This window comes from Parasedimentitalea nitratireducens (assembly GCF_057444295.1).
The window spans coordinates 1-17,922 of record NZ_JBYAXC010000023.1; the positions used below are offsets into that span (position 1 = coordinate 1).

Genomic DNA, 17,922 nt, shown 5'->3' on the forward strand with positions numbered 1-17,922 from the left:
GTTTTACCGTGGTCAACGTGGCCGATGGTGCCGATGTTGACGTGTGGTTTGTTACGTTCGAACTTTTCCTTAGCCATGGTGGCCTCCTATGTGTTTGAGGCAGATGCGCGACGATCGCGCACCCGCTAAATATTTGACGCTTATGCGTATTTCGCCTGGATCTCTTCCGAAATGTTGTTCGGAACCGGATCGTAGTGGTCAAACTGCATCGAGAACTGGGCGCGGCCCGAGCTCATAGAACGCAGAGTGTTGATGTAGCCGAACATGTTGGCCAGAGGTACAAACGAGTCGATGGCGATAGCGTTGCCACGAGGCTCTTGTCCAGTCACCTGACCACGACGCGATGTCAGATCGCCGATGATACCACCTGTGTATTCTTCAGGTGTGATCACTTCGACTTTCATGATTGGCTCAAGCATCTTCGCACCAGCAAGGCGCATACCTTCACGCATGCACATACGTGCAGCAATTTCGAAGGCCAGAATGCTGGAGTCAACATCGTGGAACTTACCGTCGAGCAACTGCACTTTGAAGTCGATCACTGGGAAGCCAGCCAGAGGGCCGCTGTCCATGACAGACTTGATGCCTTTTTCAACGCCAGGGATGTATTCCTTAGGCACCGAACCACCAACAATTTTGGACTCGAAGGAATAGCCTTCGCCCGCTTCTGTTGGAGTGATCAACAGTTTCACTTCGCCGTACTGACCCGAACCACCCGACTGTTTCTTGTGGGTGTAGGTGTGCTCGACTTCGTGACCGATGGTCTCACGATAGGCAACCTGAGGTGCACCGATGTTGGCATCAACACCAAATTCACGACGCAGACGGTCCACCAGAATATCCAGGTGAAGTTCGCCCATGCCCTTCATGATGGTCTGACCCGATTCAAAATCGGTTTCAACACGGAAGGAAGGATCTTCTGCAGACAGACGCTGAAGGCCAGTCGACATCTTTTCCTGGTCACCCTTAGTCTTGGGCTCAACGGCAATCTCGATCACAGGATCGGGGAAGTTCATTGTTTCCAGGATTACAGGATCAGCGATCGAACACAGAGTATCACCAGTTGTGGTGTCTTTCAGTCCGCCCAGAGCGATAATGTCGCCAGCAAATGCTTCGGCGATTTCATCACGGTCGTTGGAGTGCATGATCATCATGCGGCCAACGCGCTCTTTTTTGCCTTTGGTCGAGTTGAGGAACGAGTCGCCCTTTTCCAGCTTACCGGAGTAAATGCGGGTAAAGGTCAACGAGCCCACAAAGGGGTCATTCCAGATCTTGAACGCCAGAGCCGAGAACGGCATGTCGTCGTCTGCACGACGCGCAATGTTACGCTCTTCGTTTTCATCACCGGGTTTGAAACCCATGTAATCAACAACGTCCATTGGGCTAGGCAGATAGTCGATCACAGCGTTCAACAGTGGCTGAACACCTTTGTTTTTGAACGCAGAACCACACAGAACCGGAACGAATTCCATTGCCAGCGTACCCTTACGGATCAGCTCGCGCAGTTTTTCGATCGATGGCTCTTCGCCTTCGAGATAAGCTTCCATGGCATCGTCGTCCATTTCGACGGCCAATTCGATCATCTCAGCACGCATCTCGTCGCACTTGTCCTTGAGTTCAGCGCGAATTTCGCGGTGTTCCCAGGATGCGCCCAGATCTTCGCCAGCCCAGACCCATTCTTTCATGGTGACCAGGTCGATCATGCCTTCAAGCTCGGTCTCAGCGCCAATTGGGCATTGGATCGGCATTGGGCGAGCACCGGTACGGTCGGCGATCATCTCAACACAGTTGAAGAAGTCAGCGCCGATCTTGTCCATCTTGTTGACGAACACAATACGCGGAACCTTGTAGCGGTCAGCCTGACGCCACACAGTTTCAGTCTGAGGTTCAACACCAGCGTTGGCGTCGAGCAAAGCAACCGCACCATCGAGAACCGCCAGCGAACGTTCAACTTCAATAGTGAAGTCAACGTGACCTGGGGTGTCGATGATGTTCATGCGGTGCTTTTCAGAATCCGCAGTTTCGCCGTCTTCGGTGCGTTCCCAGAATGTGGTGGTCGCAGCCGAAGTAATGGTGATGCCACGTTCCTGCTCCTGCTCCATGTGATCCATGGTAGCAGCGCCGTCGTGCACTTCGCCGATGTTGTGTGACTTACCAGTGTAAAACAGGATGCGCTCGGAACAGGTGGTTTTACCTGCATCGATGTGCGCCATGATCCCGAAGTTACGGTAGCGGTCGAGGGGATATTCGCGAGCCATTGTTCTCGTCCTAATCCTTAGAGGTTACCAGCGGTAATGGCTGAATGCTTTGTTAGCATCGGCCATCTTGTGGGTGTCTTCGCGCTTTTTAACGGCGGAACCACGGGACTGGACAGCGTCCATAAGCTCGCCTGCAAGGCGCTCTTCCATGGTGTTCTCGTTGCGGGCACGGGAAGCGTTGATCAACCAGCGGATGGCCAGAGCTTCGCGGCGCTCGGGGCGTACTTCAACAGGAACCTGGTAAGTAGCACCACCAACACGGCGCGAACGAACTTCGACCGAAGGTTTGATGTTGTCGAGGGCTTCATGGAAGACTTCAACAGGCGAACGCTTGATCTTGCTTTCAACGCGATCCATCGCGTTGTAAACGATCCGTTCTGCGACCGACTTCTTACCGTCGATCATCAGATTGTTCATGAATTTGCTCAATACGCGATCGCCGAATTTGGCGTCGGGTAGAATTTCGCGCTTCTCAGCGGCGTGACGACGTGACATCGAATATTCCTCTTACTTAGGACGCTTCGCGCCGTACTTCGAACGACGTTGTTTACGGTCTTTAACGCCCTGGGTATCCAGAACACCGCGCAGGATGTGGTAACGAACGCCTGGAAGATCCTTTACCCGGCCGCCACGGATCAGAACCACAGAGTGCTCCTGAAGGTTGTGGCTTTCACCTGGGATATAGGAGATCACTTCGAAACCGTTGGTCAGGCGAACCTTGGCAACTTTCCGCATCGCGGAGTTAGGCTTCTTAGGAGTGGTCGTGTACACACGTGTGCAAACGCCGCGCTTTTGCGGGCAACCTTGCATATGCATGGACTTCGAGCGTTTTACTTTCGGCTGCCGCGGTTTGCGGATCAGCTGTTGGATCGTTGGCATTCCGGTTCATTCCCCGTTTTGCAACTCATGGTCATGCACGCTGATGCGTGCGGCGAAAGTTCTTCACGACTTACTTACGCAAGCGCAAAAACCGCAAACGTTCCCATTCCGAGGTGAACGTCGCGGTGAGTTTACAGAGGTTCCGAGCGATAAAAGTGCTTGAAACTTGATCCACTACAATTTTGATATCGGCTTATGGGACGAACCCAGAGGCCGGACAACGCGCGTATATGGGGAGTCGCAAAGGTTGTCAACAGGGCCTCAATAGGGGCGGATCCATTGGTGTAACGACCAGCGGGAACAGCCTGTTGGGCAACTTGCTCCTTCACATTCAGCGCGCCATAGTGGGGTACAGGTAGTCATCCTTTGTCTAAGGTCAAATTTCATGCAAGTTATTGGGTTGTGCAGGTTCTCCTACCCTGCATTCGGCGGGTTCCAAGTTGAACACGAGACCATCGAAGAACGTATTGCCTTTCTCTACGGCGAACAGAGATTGGAAGAGCGGTTCCGGTTGATGGAAACCGTTGCCCTGCCCTGCCTTCGGGAACAGACAGATCAGGATTTCGAGTTGATTATCATAATTGGCGACAGCCTACCCAAGCGCCATTTCGACCGGCTGCAAGATCTATGTACCGACATCCCTCAGATTCGCATTCATTCAGAACCACCACGGCGTCAACGGGGTGTCATGAAAGAGGTACTCAATGCCGCTCGCCGTGAGCCTGACCTGCCTTGCCTACAGTTTCGCCACGACGACGATGATGCGGTTTCTGTGGATTTCATTGAACGGCTTCGTCAAACGGTTGACGACTGCTCTGGCTTGATCAAGAGAAGCCGGTCAGTGGCGATAGATTTCAATCGCGGCTTCATAGCCGAGGTTGGCGCACAAGGCATTTGCGCGGCGGCGGCAATGCGCCCCTATAATGTCGCGGCACTTGGGATGTTTGTACAAGGTGGGTCTCCACTCACCATCATGAACTTTGCCCACAACAAGCTAAACCAATTCATGCCAACCATCACGATTACAGATGCTCCTATGTGGGTTCGCACCCACAACCAACATAACGATTCACGCCAGGGCAGCGCCGATTCTGTGGATGTAGAGCCCGCGTCGCCTGAGTTGGAAGGTGAGTTCGAGGCAAGATTTGCGATGGATGCCGATCACATTCGCGATGTGTTCTCAGCCATCTGAGATCTTGCGCTCGCGATAAAGCGTAAACAGGCCCGTGGCCACAACAATTAAGGCACCCAGCATCGTCAACGCATCCGGCCAATCACCAAACACCAGCCAGCCCAGTACCAACGCCCAAAGAAGGCCTGTGTAGCGAAAAGGCGAGACAACAGCGACGTCTCCAACCCGCATGGTCATAACGGAACATAGGTATCCAGCAAAAATAAACAGCGCCGCGACAACCAGGATCGACAGGTTTGAGACTGTAACCGGAACCCAGGTCTCGTGAAACGAGGCCAGAGCGGCAAAGAACAGCACAGAGACTGAGGCCAGCAGCGTCACTACCATCGAAGGCACTTCGGCTGACATTCGGCGCGTTACCAAGTCTCGCGCAGTAATCGCCATAACTGCTGCCAGCGCATAGGGTGTGCCAGGCCCGAAACCATCGACGCCGGGGCGCACGATCAGCAGCACGCCACAAAACCCAATCAGGATGGCCGAAAACCTGCGCCAGCCAACCGGCTCGGCAAAAAACAAGGCAGCACCTAGTGTGATGGTCAGCGGCAAAGCTTGTAAAATGGCGGTCAGGTTAGCAATAGGTGTCACCATTAAGGCCGTCAGGAACAAATAGGTCGCAGCCAACTCGCAGCCACATCGGGCCACGATAAGCCCCCAATCTTTCCGAGGCAGATGCCAGCGTAGGGCGCCCAAGCGGCGTGCCAACACATAAATCAACACCGAAGCGACTATCCCACGTAGTGTCAGAATCTGCGACAGCGGCATTGCACCACCCACCATTTTCACCAGAACGTCGTTAAAGGTGAAGCCTGCCATGCTCCCCATCATCAACACTGCGCCAAGCTGGTTTCCGGTCATTTAATGAGATCCTGCAAAGCGGGGGCCGATAGGGCAAAATGCTGATTCAAGCTTTTCTCTATCCGCTCCCTAGCCCATTTATGCGTTATCCCCATCTGCGCCGGGTCTGACTTGTTGTCGCCGTGAATGGTGCGCACAAATGACGGAACTGATATGTCCGAGAACGTATTAAAGTGTTGCGCAAACTTGCGGTGGTTGAAGCGATAGGGGTTCACCCCGTATCCGGCTGGCCCCACAATCGCCGTGCCGGTGGAAAGCGGAGCCTTTTCGCAGGCATCATAGATTTCGACACTCGCCTCCGTTTTGTGAACGTAAAAGCCACGATTATGGGCCAGGACAAAAGGCGTCTCAGGACCCTGCAGCGGGATCATGCCCTGTGCCAAATGTTTGCTACGTTTGACGAAATCCATATCCACGGCATCGTCATCATCCAGGCGGAATAGAATTTGATGAGTGGCGTCATCCATCGGTACCGAGGCATAGGCGCGTTTCAGCAGCTTGTAGTGGATCCCGGTGCCGACCGGACGACAAATCACGTTCGGCAGAGGTTCTATCAGATCCAGAAGGCGGGTCAGATAGGGCACGGGCATCGCCTTTGCGGTCAACACCACAAGGGTGAAGTCCATATCACTTTGCCGCATCAAAGATGGAAGGCAGAGGGTTTCGAATATCCGAAACCTGAGTTCCATGCGGTCTGGTGAGAACAGATGTGCAGCCGTTTCTTCAATCGTGCTGAAGCGCTCCGAGTAATAGGTTGGGCTAAGCACCGAAAAGCGCAACAGTCCAACCATCTTGATTTTCAGTTCCATAGATCGACCCAGAGCCTCTGCTTGTTTTGCCAGACCCAACCACCTGAGAAAGGGAAAGAAAAGAGCCAGTTTTGACAAACCATCTGCTTTGCCGACTGTCCCCGCCCGCGTTAGTGGTTTGTCGTATAGATGACTTCGCCTTCTTTGATTGTGATCATGACTTTCAACGTATCTAGTGCTTCAGGATCTACAGCGGTTGGATCAGCTGACAAGATTACAAAATCAGCCAGTTTTCCGACTTCAATAGATCCTTTGGTGTCTTCCTCAAAGTGCTGGTAGGCCGGCCAGATCGTCATCGCCTTGAGCGCAGTCATCACATCGACTCGCTGATCCGGGCCCAAGATGTCGCCAGACCGGGTGCGCCGTGTGACCGTCGCGTCCAGAACCCGCATCGAGTTGGGCAATGCAACAGGGGCATCGTGATGAGTACCAAACATCATACCACGTTGACGCATCCAACCAGTGGGCGAGATATTATCCGCATCCGCAGGCCCAACAGTATGGTCACGATGCCAGTCCCCCCAGTAAAAGGTATGCATGGGAAACAGTGAAGGGAACACGCCAAGGCGCTGATAGCTATCCACCTGATCTTCACGCATGAACTGGCCGTGGATCAAGACAGGACGCCGGTCCCCTGCCCCATATTTCTGGGTCGCCGCATCTGCCGCAGCTATGAAATAGTCCGAGGCCCGTTCACCATTGGCGTGCACCATCAACTGCACTCCATTTTGATAGGCCCAATCGAACAGCTCAATAATGGTTTCCGGTGTTTCATACTCCAAGCCGGAGTAGCCTGGGGGATAGTCACCAACCGGATCATGATAGGGCTTGTCCCGCAACGCAGTGAACCCTTGCGGAGATCCGTCTATCGTCAGCTTCCCACCCGCGACACGAACGCGGTTGTCATAGGTGACCGACATGTTGTCCGTGATGAAGTCGAGATCAGTGGTGATGACATCAGGATAAACAGCCACATCAATTGGCAAATCGCCCATGGCTGCCAATTGTTTTAGGATCGCGACGGTATCTGGATTCGAACGGCCTTCTTGTGCGGTGGTGAAACCATAACTCGCCCACATGTTGGCCCCCGCCCGTGCAAACGCCAAAATGCCCTCGGGGCCGAGGTCTCCAATCAGACCAAACACACTACTGAAGTGCACATTACCTTCTAGCACACCGTCTGGTTCAGTGGTGCCATCAATCCGCCGGATCACCCCACCTTCTGGATTTTCACTGTTGGCATCAATGCCTAGCATCTTTAGCGCCGCAGAGTTCGCAACACCCAAGTGTCCCGATTGATGGACGATGTAAATTGGGAGGTCGCTGGAAACAGCGTCTAGCTCGTCGCGCGTTGGGTGACGCTCTTCAGCCAGTTGTGACGGGTCATAGCCAAAGCCCAAGATCATGCCATTCTGGGCCACTGCATCCTGATTATCTGCGGTCCATTGTGTGAGTGTCTCTTGCAGCGTGGCAATATCACGGACCTCACCGTCCGGAGGTGATAATAGGTTTGCTGCTAACGCTTGCAGTCCGCCAAAAACCATATGACCATGGCTGTCTATAAATCCAGGTGCCATGGTGCGACCTTCAAGATCAAAATCTGAAGTGCCGGCATCGCGATGTCGTTCCATTTCATTTAATGTGCCAACAGCCAAGATCTTGCCGTTGCGCACAGCAACAGCTTCGGTCCAAAGCGCGGTGTCATCCATGGTCAGAATTGGACCACCAGAATAGATTGTATCGGCAAACGGCTCAGCAAAAAGTGCGGCTGGTAACAAACATAGAGAAAAGGCAATAGACGCTATGGTGGAGGAATGATGTACTGACATCTGGCAGGCTCCAATTGGACAATTCAAAGGGTATTGGACGTTCAAATTCGATATGTTGATACCGTAAGTTCGGATCAATCCAGGGGTAGGAAATTTGGTCAATTACCCTTCGTAAAAGGATACCCCCAAACAAAAAAGCCCCCGCGCATCTCTGCACGGGGGCTTTTCAATTCATAGTATCAAGCGATCAATCGCGGCTTTCCGGTGTATCCACCAGATTGTCGAAGGTGTCGCCACCAATGATGTCTTCGTCCATCACCGGAGCAGCCAAGGCTGCAGCAGCTTCGGCTTCTTCGCGGCGTGCTTCGAGCACGACATTGTCGCGACCCTGAGCAATGTTGCGCACGCGATCGGTTGCACCACCGGTACCGGCTGGGATCAGGCGGCCGACGATGACGTTCTCTTTGAGACCGACCAGTTTGTCGCGCTTGCCCTGTACCGATGCTTCGGTCAGAACCCGCGTGGTTTCCTGGAAGGATGCCGCCGAGATGAACGAACGGGTCTGCAGCGAAGCCTTGGTGATCCCAAGCAGGATCGGCTCGCCACGGGCCGGACGACCGTTTTTCGATATGGCTTTTTCACAGGCCAGATCGAATTCGTGCTTATCGACGTTTTCACCCTTGAGCAGGGTTGTGTCACCACTGTCCAGAATTTCCCACTTCTGCAGCATCTGACGAACGATAACTTCGATGTGCTTATCGTTGATCTTCACGCCCTGCAGACGATACACGTCCTGCACTTCGTCGATCATGTAGTCAGCCAGCGCTTCGACACCCATTACCGCAAGAATATCGTGCGGAGCCGGGTTACCGTCCATCAGGTATTCACCCTTGGAAATGAAGTCACCTTCTTGAACTGGGATGTGCTTGCCCTTGGGCACCATGTATTCCACGGTTTCCATTGACTCGTCAGCTGGTTCAATCGAGACGCGACGCTTGTTCTTGTAATCGCGGCCAAAGCGTACGTAACCATCGATTTCGGCGATGATTGCGTGATCTTTTGGACGACGTGCTTCGAACAGTTCCGCAACCCGTGGCAGACCACCGGTAATGTCCTTGGTCTTGGCGCCCTCACGCGGGATACGCGCAATAACGTCACCGGCCTGGACCTCGTCACCGTCTTCGACTGACAGAACCGCATCAACCGACATGCCATAGTGAACCGGGTGACCCGCATCATTGCGGACCGGCTCGCCATCACTGCCAACCAGAATAAGTTCTGGTTTCAGTTCGCCGCCTTTTGGCGCTGCACGCCAATCGATGACGATCTTCTGTGTCATGCCTGTTGCTTCATCGGTTTCTTCACGCACGGCGATACCGGCGGTCAGATCGACATATTTAACAGTACCGGCTTTCTCAGCGATGATCGGTAGCGTGTATGGGTCCCATTCGAACATCTTGTCTCCGCGGACCACATCCTGGCCTTCGGTTACAAACAGCTTGGAGCCATAGGCCAATTTGTGGCTTGAGAGCTCTTCGCCATGCTCGTCCTGGATGATCATCTTCATGCTGCGACCCAGCACCATCACTTCGCCATTGGCGTTGGTCAGGGTCTGAGTGTTTTCAAAGACGATCTTACCTTCGGAGTTAGCTTCTTGGTACGATTGCTGACCAGCCTGCGCAACGCCACCAATGTGGAACGTACGCATTGTCAGCTGTGTACCGGGTTCACCAATCGACTGCGCCGCGATGATACCAACGGCTTCGCCAGTGTTCACCATGGTGCCGCGCGCCAAGTCACGCCCGTAGCACATGACGCAGACGCCTTCTTCGGCCTCACAGGTCAGCGGGCTACGCAGACGGGCAGAACGTACACCAGCCTCTTCGATGGCGTCAGCCATGCGTTCGTCGATGAGCTGACCATGGGCCACAAGCACATCTTCGGTACCTGGCTTCTTGATGTCCTCAGCCGCAACACGGCCCAGTACACGTTCACCCAGAGTTGCCACAACTTCGCCATCGCGGGTTGCAGGCACAGCGGTGATCGCCATGTCAGTACCACAGTCATGATCGCGAACGATACAGTCCTGAGCAACGTCAACCAGACGACGGGTCAGATAACCCGAGTTCGCTGTCTTAAGAGCCGTATCCGACAGACCCTTACGGGCACCGTGGGTTGAGTTGAAGTACTCAAGAACGGACAGGCCTTCTTTAAAGTTCGAGATGATCGGTGTCTCGATGATATCGCCGTTTGGCTTGGCCATCAGACCGCGCATACCGCCCAGCTGTTTCATCTGAGTAACCGAGCCACGCGCACCGGAGTGGGCCATCATGTAAACCGAGTTCGGCTCCATTTCAGCACCAGCCTCGTTGCGTTTGGACGCCGAAATGGCACCCATCATCGCTTCGGTGACCTTGTCGTTACACTTGGCCCAGGCATCGACAACTTTGTTGTACTTTTCGCCCTGTGTGATCAGGCCGTCCATGTACTGCTGTTCGAAATCTTTCACCATGTCGCGGGTGTCATTTACCAGCGGCCATTTGGTGTCAGGGATCAGCATGTCGTCTTTACCAAACGAAATACCAGCCTTGAACGCTTCGCGGAAACCCATGGTCATGATCTGATCACAGAAGATGACCGACTCTTTCTGACCACAGTAACGATAGACGGTATCAATAACCGTCTGCACTTCTTTTTTACGCAGCAAACGGTTGACCAGCTTGAAAGGCGCCTTGGCGTTTTTAGGCAGTAGATCCCCAAGCAGCATGCGACCTGGAGTGGTCTCAAAGCGCTCTTGCACTTCGTTGCCCTCTTCGTCGATCTGGGTCATCCGCGCGGTGATTTTGCTGTGCAAGTGAACCTGGCCGCCGTCCAGCGCGTGCTGAACCTCTTCCAGAGATCCAAACACACTGCCTTCGCCTGGCATACCTTCTCGTTCCAGCGTCACATAGTACAGACCCAGGATCATATCCTGCGACGGAACAATGATCGGCGCGCCGTTTGCAGGCGACAGAACGTTGTTGGTCGACATCATCAGAACACGGGCTTCCAGCTGGGCCTCAAGGCTCAGAGGAACGTGCACCGCCATTTGGTCACCGTCAAAGTCAGCGTTAAAGGCCGAACAGACCAGCGGGTGCAGCTGGATGGCTTTACCTTCGATCAGCGTGGGTTCAAACGCCTGAATACCAAGACGGTGCAGGGTTGGCGCACGGTTCAGCATGACAGGGTGTTCGCGGATCACTTCGTCCAAGATATCCCAAACTTCGGGACGCTCTTTTTCCACCAGTTTCTTGGCTTGCTTCACTGTGGAAGACAGGCCTTTGGCTTCGAGACGCGAATAGATGAACGGCTTGAACAGTTCGAGCGCCATCTTTTTCGGCAGGCCACATTGGTGCAGCTTCAACTCTGGGCCGGTCACAATGACCGAACGACCCGAGAAGTCGACGCGCTTACCCAAAAGGTTCTGACGGAAGCGACCCTGCTTACCCTTCAGCATGTCAGACAGCGATTTCAGTGGTCGCTTGTTAGCGCCGGTGATTACGCGACCACGACGGCCGTTGTCGAACAGAGCATCAACCGATTCCTGCAGCATCCGCTTTTCGTTGCGGACGATGATGTCAGGAGCGCGAAGCTCGATCAGGCGCTTCAGACGGTTGTTCCGGTTGATCACACGACGATACAGATCGTTCAGATCAGACGTCGCAAAACGACCACCATCCAGAGGCACCAGTGGGCGCAGTTCTGGTGGGATCACTGGGATCACGGTCAGAACCATCCACTCAGGGCGGTTGCCAGATTCCAAGAAGCTTTCAACCACTTTCAGGCGCTTGATGATCTTCTTGGGCTTCAGCTCACCAGTTGCTTCGGCCAGATCGGCACGCAGCTGGTCGGCTTCAGATTCCAGATCGATCGCTGCCAGCATTTCACGGATCGCTTCGGCGCCGATGTTGGCGGTGAAGGCGTCCATGCCATAGGCATCCTGGGCATCCATGTACTCTTCTTCGGTCATCATCTGGCCGTACTGCAGGTCGGTCAGACCCGGCTCGATGACTACGTAGTTTTCAAAGTACAGAACACGTTCCAGATCACGCAGGGTCATGTCCAGCATTAGGCCGATGCGCGATGGCAGCGACTTGAGGAACCAGATGTGTGCAACTGGCGAAGCCAGTTCGATGTGGCCCATACGCTCTCGGCGTACCTTTTGCAGCGTCACTTCGACACCACATTTCTCGCAGACAACGCCGCGATACTTCATCCGCTTATATTTTCCGCACAGACATTCGTAATCTTTGATCGGGCCAAAGATACGTGCGCAGAACAGGCCGTCACGCTCGGGCTTGAACGTACGGTAGTTGATGGTTTCCGGCTTTTTGATCTCGCCGTATGACCACGACAGGATCCGCTCTGGCGATGCCAGAGAGACCTTGATCTCATCAAACACCTTGGGCGGTGTCAGTGGGTTGAACGGGTTGTTCGTCAGTTCCTGGTTCATTTTTGAATCCTCAAATTCGTGCGGAAGGGATGATGGTAGTAAGGGCGCAGGGCCCTTACTCGCCGTCCTCCGCATCCAGGAGTTCCATATTCAGGCCAAGGCCCCGAACTTCTTTCACCAGAACGTTAAACGATTCTGGGACGCCCGCTTCGAAGTTGTCCTCGCCCTTGACGATGCTTTCATAGACCTTGGTCCGGCCTGCCACGTCATCCGACTTCACAGTCAGCATTTCCTGCAGGGTGTATGCAGCGCCATAAGCTTCCAGAGCCCAGACCTCCATCTCCCCGAAACGCTGACCACCGAACTGCGCCTTACCACCCAGCGGCTGCTGAGTAACAAGCGAGTATGGTCCGGTTGAACGTGCGTGGATTTTGTCATCCACCAGGTGGTGCAGTTTCAGCAGGTACTTCATGCCGACGGTAACAGGGCGGGCAAACTGCTCACCTGTACGTCCGTCAAACAGCACCGACTGACCACTTTCCGAGAAGCCAGCACGTACCAACGCATCGTTGACGTCTGCCTCTTTGGCACCATCAAAGACCGGTGTCGCAATTGGCACACCAGTGGTTACGTTACCAGCTGCTTCAACCAGCTCTTCCTCGGTCATGTCAGCAATGCCGTCGGCATAAACCTTGTCACCATAGGCGTGCTGCATCGCATCACGTACAGGTGTCAGGTCGCCGGAACGGCGGTACTCACCCAGAGCTTCGTCGATGTTGATACCCAGACCGCGAGCGGCCCAACCCATGTGGGTTTCAAGGATCTGACCAACGTTCATACGCGAAGGCACACCCAGAGGGTTCAAACAGAAGTCTACCGGCGTACCATCGGCCAGGAACGGCATGTCTTCCATCGGTACAACCTTGGAAATAACACCTTTGTTCCCGTGACGACCGGCCATTTTATCACCAGGCTGAAGCTTACGCTTCACCGCGATAAAGACTTTGACCATCTTCATCACACCGGGTGGCAGATCGTCGCCGCGACGGACTTTTTCGACCTTGTCCTCAAAACGGGCATCCAAAGCGCGCTTTTGCACTTCGTACTGCTCGTTCAGAGCTTCAACAGCCTGAGCACCGGCTTCGTCTTCCAACGCCAGCATCCACCACTGACTGCGGATCATCGAGGTCAGCATTTCCTCGGTGACGACTGTGCCACCGCGAATGCCTTTTGGACCTTTGACAGCTGTCTGGCCTAGGACCATGCCCTTGAGACGAGCATAGATGTTACGATCCAGGATCGTCAGCTCATCGTCACGGTCACGTGCCAGGCGTTCAACTTCTTCACGCTCGATCTGGATCGCACGTTCGTCTTTTTCCACACCATGGCGGTTAAAGACGCGAACTTCGACAACTGTACCAAAGTCACCCGGCTTGACGCGCAGCGATGTATCGCGAACGTCCGAAGCTTTCTCACCAAAGATGGCGCGCAGAAGCTTTTCTTCTGGCGTCATTGGGCTTTCACCCTTTGGAGTGATCTTACCAACCAGAATGTCGCCCGGCTCTACATCGGCACCGATATAAACAATACCAGCTTCGTCAAGGTTGCGCAGAGCTTCCTCGCCGACGTTTGGAATGTCGCGGGTGATTTCTTCTGGGCCAAGCTTTGTGTCACGAGCAGCGACTTCGAATTCTTCGATGTGAACCGAAGTAAATACGTCGTCACGCGCGATGCGCTCGGAGATCAGAATGGAGTCTTCGTAGTTGTAGCCGTTCCAAGGCATAAACGCGACGACCACGTTTTTACCCAGAGCCAGTTCGCCAAGATCCGTAGACGGACCATCAGCAATCACTTCGCCCTTACGAACAGTGTCACCCACCTTCACCAGCGGACGCTGGTTGATACAGGTGTTCTGGTTCGAACGCTGGAACTTGCGCATGCGATAGATGTCAACGCCTGCATCACCCAGCTCCAGATCCGCAGTCGCGCGAATAACGATACGCTGAGCATCTACCTGGTCAACCACACCGGCGCGTTTGGCCATGTAGGCCGCGCCAGAGTCACGGGCAACAACTTCTTCGATACCGGTTCCGACCAGCGGAGCTTCGGCACGCAGCAGTGGAACCGCCTGACGCATCATGTTCGAACCCATCAGGGCCCGGTTCGCATCGTCGTTTTCGAGGAATGGGATCAACGAAGCCGCAACAGAAACCAACTGCTTTGGTGAAACATCGATCAGGTCAACGTTTTCACGCTGCGCCAATGTGTAGTCACCGGACTGGCGAGTAGACACCAGTTCGTTGATGAAGTTGCCGTTTTCGTCCAGCGTTGCGTTGGCCTGCGCCACAGTGTGACGCATTTCTTCGGTAGCTGACATGTAGTGAACTTCGTCGGTCACGTGACCGTCGGTTACCACACGATAAGGTGTTTCGATGAAACCATATTTGTTCACGCGGGCATAAGTAGCCAACGAGTTGATCAGACCAATGTTCGGTCCTTCAGGCGTTTCAATCGGGCACATCCGACCGTAGTGGGTCGGGTGAACGTCACGTACTTCAAAGCCAGCACGCTCGCGGGTCAAACCGCCAGGTCCAAGCGCCGAGAGACGGCGTTTGTGTGTCACTTCGGACAGCGGGTTGGTTTGGTCCATGAACTGCGACAGCTGCGAGGAACCAAAGAATTCACGCACCGCAGCAGCAGCTGGCTTGGCGTTGATCAGATCCTGCGGCATCACGGTGTCGATTTCGACCGAAGACATACGCTCTTTGATCGCGCGCTCCATGCGCAGCAGACCAACGCGGTACTGGTTTTCCATCAGCTCGCCAACGGAACGCACACGACGGTTGCCCAGGTGGTCAATGTCGTCGACGCCGCCACGACCATCACGCAGGTCAACCAGCGCTTTGATGCAGGAGATGATGTCTTCTTTGCGCAGTGTCCGCTGAGTATCGTCAGCATCCAGAGCCAAACGCATATTCATCTTCACACGACCAACAGCCGACAGGTCATAACGCTCGCCATCAAAGAACAGTGTATCGAACAAGTTCGACGCAGCTTCGACGGTGGGTGGCTCGCCCGGGCGCATAACGCGATAGATATCCATGAGCGCGGTGTCGCGACCCATGTTTTTATCAGCCGCCATTGTGTTGCGCATGTAAGGACCGACATTGACGTTGTCGATGTCCAGAACCGGAATGTCGGTGATACCCGCATCCATCAGCTCTTTGATGGAGCCGCCAATGACGTCGCCGTCTTTGTCGTATTCCATGGTCAGCTCATCACCGGCTTCAACGTAGATAGCGCCGTTTTCTTCGTTGATGATATCCTTGGCTACAAACTTACCAATGATGTGATCAAACGGAACCAGAAGATCAGAAACCGCACCTTCGTCGATCAGCTTCTTCGCAGCGCGAGGGGTAACTTTTTTGCCAGATTCGGCAATGATTTCACCGGTTTTGGCGTCGACCAAATCATAGGTCGGGCGCGTGCCGCGTACACGCTCGGGGAAGAACGGAGTGACCCAGCCACGGCCCTGTTCGAGAGTGTAGCTTACGGTTTTGTAGTAGGCATCCATGATGCCTTCCTGGTCCAGACCCAGCGCATACAGCAGGGTGGTCACAGGCAGTTTACGACGACGGTCGATACGAGCAAAGACGATGTCCTTGGCGTCGAATTCGAAATCCAGCCACGAGCCGCGATACGGGATGATGCGGCAAGCAAACAGCAATTTACCCGACGAATGGGTTTTGCCTTTGTCGTGATCAAAGAACACACCGGGCGAACGGTGCATCTGAGATACGATCACCCGCTCGGTGCCGTTTACAACAAATGTACCGTTAGGTGTCATCAGAGGCATGTCACCCATGAAAACATCTTGTTCTTTGATGTCTTTAACCGACTTCGCGCCGGTATCTTCGTCTACATCAAATACGATCAGACGAAGAGTAACTTTAAGCGGCGCAGCATAGGTCATGTCGCGCTGCATACATTCTTCGACGTCGTACTTGGGTTTCTCCAGATCGTACTTCACGAACTCCAGAATAGAAGTTTCGTTGAAATCTTTGATTGGAAAGACCGACTGGAAGACGCCTTTGATGCCTTCACCGTCCATCGGTTCAAGCTCATCGCCCGAACGCAAGAACAGGTCATAAGAAGATTTTTGCACCTCAATGAGGTTCGGCATATCCAGCACTTCACGGATTTTGCCGTAGTATGTACGTAGACGTTTCTGGCCAAGGAACGATTGAGCCATGTCAGATGTCACCTTTTCAAATTCTCACCGGTCAAGGATGCCGCCGGGCCCCGGCACCTTGCCCATACGAGACAGCGTGGTCGGATCAATTCATGGCCACCGTCCCGAATGGCGGCCTCCCGATCCTAAAAACCTCGCCTTAGAAAACGCCTATCAAAACAGGCCCTTTCTAAGACAGGTTCGGCTGGACCCGGAGTTCACCCGGATCCAGCCAAATTTCGAAAGCCGCCCGCAAAGCGAGCCACCCTCTAGCAGCCTAAGCTTAGGCCACTTCGACTTCAGCGCCAGCTGCTTCCAGCTTGCCTTTAACGTCTTCAGCTTCGTCTTTCGACACGCCTTCTTTGATCTTGCCGCCAGCTTCGACCAGAGTCTTAGCTTCTTTCAGACCCAGACCGGTGATGCCGCGGACTTCTTTGATCACGTTGATCTTCGAAGCGCCTGGGCTCTTCAGGATCACGTCAAATTCAGTCTTTTCTTCTTCAGCTGCACCGGCGTCGCCACCAGCAGCCATTACAACAGCGCCACCAGCGGCGGGCTCGATGCCATACTCGTCTTTGAGGATGGTTTTCAGTTCTTGTGCTTCCAGCAGGGTCAGGCCCACGATGCTTTCTGCGAGTGCTTTCAGATCAGCCATTTTATCAGCTCTTTCCGTTTAATCAGTGTGTTTTTTCCAACGCCAGGGTAGTTACCCCACATCGGTCATTCAGTGCTAACCGCTTACGCAGCTTCCGCCTTCTCTTCGATGGTCGAAAGGATGCTTGCGATATTGCTTGCAGGTGCGCCAATTGCGCCAGCGATGTTCGAAGCGGGTGCGCCAATGCAACCAGCGATCGAAGCAATAAGCTCCTCGCGGGAAGGCATTTTCGACACGGCTTCAACGCCAGCGACGTCCAGAGCATTCTCACCCATTGCGCCACCAAGGATTACGAACTTTTGGTTCTCCTTGGCGAACTCCTGAGCAACCTTGGCCGCAGCCACAGGATCCTCAGAATAGGTTAGAACAGTCATCCCTGTCAGCAGGTCAGAAATGCTTTCACATGACTTTCCCTCGAGGGCGATTTTGGCGAGCCTGTTTTTGGCAACACGCACAGATCCACCGGCTTCGCGAGCGCGGCCACGTAGATCTTGCATATCAGCAACTGTCAGACCGACGTAGTGTGCTACCACAACAACGCCAGAGCTTTCGAAGATCTGGCCGAGTTCCTCGACCAATTTCTCTTTCTGGGCTCTATCCACAGTTCTCTCCAAGTTTGGGATGTCAGACATCCCGGCTCAAGTTTGCCAGGTTTCGAAAAACCCAGCGTTCAGGTCCGTAGTTACGGGGTGAGCCAAAAATCGCCCGAGGGTTTGAAAATCCTCGATCTTTTTTGTCTTTTCCCGTCTCAGGAGGGAAATTAAGACCCTCAGAAAGGGCCACCCACCATCTTGGACGAAACGAAACAAAGCGCACGACGAATCGCACGCTTTATCTCAAGG

11 protein-coding genes are annotated in these 17,922 nt (G+C 54.0%); 1 reads left to right on the forward strand and 10 read right to left on the reverse strand.

Features of this window, described 5'->3' with window-relative positions:
- Positions 1 to 140: 140 nt before the first annotated feature.
- From fusA to rpsL, 3 genes are read right to left on the reverse strand one after another with little or no spacing between them, the layout of a single operon-like run.
- The gene (gene fusA / locus AC2T28_RS24200) at positions 141 to 2,258 is read right to left on the reverse strand and encodes an elongation factor G (protein WP_486751174.1); all 2,118 of its coding nucleotides are present in this window, start codon (positions 2,256 to 2,258) and stop codon (positions 141 to 143) included.
- A 24-nt stretch (positions 2,259 to 2,282) separates the two neighbouring features.
- Positions 2,283 to 2,753: a 30S ribosomal protein S7 gene (gene rpsG / locus AC2T28_RS24205; RefSeq protein ID WP_138163922.1), complete on the reverse strand. Its 471-nt coding sequence runs from the start codon at positions 2,751 to 2,753 to the stop codon at positions 2,283 to 2,285.
- Between the two features lie 12 nt (positions 2,754 to 2,765).
- Positions 2,766 to 3,137 (reverse strand): 30S ribosomal protein S12, encoded by a 372-nt coding sequence (gene rpsL / locus AC2T28_RS24210; protein ID WP_127750150.1) that lies wholly within the window; start codon positions 3,135 to 3,137, stop codon positions 2,766 to 2,768.
- A gap of 385 nt (positions 3,138 to 3,522) precedes the next feature.
- Here rpsL and AC2T28_RS24215 point away from each other — a divergent pair, with 385 nt between their 5' ends.
- Positions 3,523 to 4,329 (forward strand): putative rhamnosyl transferase, encoded by an 807-nt coding sequence (locus AC2T28_RS24215; RefSeq protein ID WP_486751175.1) that lies wholly within the window; start codon positions 3,523 to 3,525, stop codon positions 4,327 to 4,329.
- Here AC2T28_RS24215 and AC2T28_RS24220 read toward each other — a convergent pair.
- From AC2T28_RS24220 to rplJ, 7 genes are all read right to left on the reverse strand, one after another.
- On the reverse strand, positions 4,318 to 5,184 hold the full coding sequence (locus tag AC2T28_RS24220) for a DMT family transporter (protein ID WP_486751176.1): 867 nt from the start codon (positions 5,182 to 5,184) through the stop codon (positions 4,318 to 4,320). The two genes, AC2T28_RS24215 and AC2T28_RS24220, sit on opposite strands and share 12 nt — an antisense overlap.
- Positions 5,181 to 5,993 carry a glycosyltransferase gene (locus AC2T28_RS24225; protein ID WP_486751177.1) on the reverse strand — a complete coding sequence of 271 codons (813 nt, stop codon included), beginning with the start codon at positions 5,991 to 5,993 and terminating at the stop codon, positions 5,181 to 5,183. The genes AC2T28_RS24220 and AC2T28_RS24225 overlap by 4 nt, the downstream gene beginning before the upstream one ends.
- A gap of 110 nt (positions 5,994 to 6,103) precedes the next feature.
- Positions 6,104 to 7,822 (reverse strand): amidohydrolase, encoded by a 1,719-nt coding sequence (locus AC2T28_RS24230; RefSeq protein ID WP_486751178.1) that lies wholly within the window; start codon positions 7,820 to 7,822, stop codon positions 6,104 to 6,106.
- A gap of 187 nt (positions 7,823 to 8,009) precedes the next feature.
- The gene (gene rpoC / locus AC2T28_RS24235; RefSeq protein ID WP_486751179.1) at positions 8,010 to 12,254 is read right to left on the reverse strand and encodes a DNA-directed RNA polymerase subunit beta'; all 4,245 of its coding nucleotides are present in this window, start codon (positions 12,252 to 12,254) and stop codon (positions 8,010 to 8,012) included.
- A 55-nt stretch (positions 12,255 to 12,309) separates the two neighbouring features.
- The gene (gene rpoB, locus AC2T28_RS24240; protein ID WP_486751180.1) at positions 12,310 to 16,446 is read right to left on the reverse strand and encodes a DNA-directed RNA polymerase subunit beta; all 4,137 of its coding nucleotides are present in this window, start codon (positions 16,444 to 16,446) and stop codon (positions 12,310 to 12,312) included.
- A gap of 262 nt (positions 16,447 to 16,708) precedes the next feature.
- On the reverse strand, positions 16,709 to 17,080 hold the full coding sequence (gene rplL / locus AC2T28_RS24245) for a 50S ribosomal protein L7/L12 (protein ID WP_167683462.1): 372 nt from the start codon (positions 17,078 to 17,080) through the stop codon (positions 16,709 to 16,711).
- Positions 17,081 to 17,163: 83 nt separating this feature from the next.
- Entirely contained in the window at positions 17,164 to 17,682 is a 519-nt protein-coding gene (rplJ, locus tag AC2T28_RS24250; protein WP_486751181.1) for a 50S ribosomal protein L10, read from the reverse strand.
- Between the last annotated feature and the right edge of the window lie 240 nt (positions 17,683 to 17,922).

Excerpts from the sequence above, each read along its gene's own strand:
- rplL (WP_167683462.1), bottom strand. The coding sequence starts at position 17,080 with ATGGCTGATCTGAAAGCACTCGCAGAAAGCATCGTGGGCCTGACCCTG.
- rpsL (WP_127750150.1), bottom strand. The coding sequence starts at position 3,137 with ATGCCAACGATCCAACAGCTGATCCGCAAACCGCGGCAGCCGAAAGTA.
- rpoC (WP_486751179.1), bottom strand. The coding sequence starts at position 12,254 with ATGAACCAGGAACTGACGAACAACCCGTTCAACCCACTGACACCGCCC.
- rpsG (WP_138163922.1), bottom strand. The coding sequence starts at position 2,753 with ATGTCACGTCGTCACGCCGCTGAGAAGCGCGAAATTCTACCCGACGCC.
- AC2T28_RS24230 (WP_486751178.1), bottom strand. The coding sequence starts at position 7,822 with ATGTCAGTACATCATTCCTCCACCATAGCGTCTATTGCCTTTTCTCTA.
- fusA (WP_486751174.1), bottom strand. The coding sequence starts at position 2,258 with ATGGCTCGCGAATATCCCCTCGACCGCTACCGTAACTTCGGGATCATG.
- rpoB (WP_486751180.1), bottom strand. The coding sequence starts at position 16,446 with ATGGCTCAATCGTTCCTTGGCCAGAAACGTCTACGTACATACTACGGC.
- AC2T28_RS24220 (WP_486751176.1), bottom strand. The coding sequence starts at position 5,184 with ATGACCGGAAACCAGCTTGGCGCAGTGTTGATGATGGGGAGCATGGCA.
- AC2T28_RS24225 (WP_486751177.1), bottom strand. The coding sequence starts at position 5,993 with ATGGAACTGAAAATCAAGATGGTTGGACTGTTGCGCTTTTCGGTGCTT.
- AC2T28_RS24215 (WP_486751175.1), top strand. The coding sequence starts at position 3,523 with ATGCAAGTTATTGGGTTGTGCAGGTTCTCCTACCCTGCATTCGGCGGG.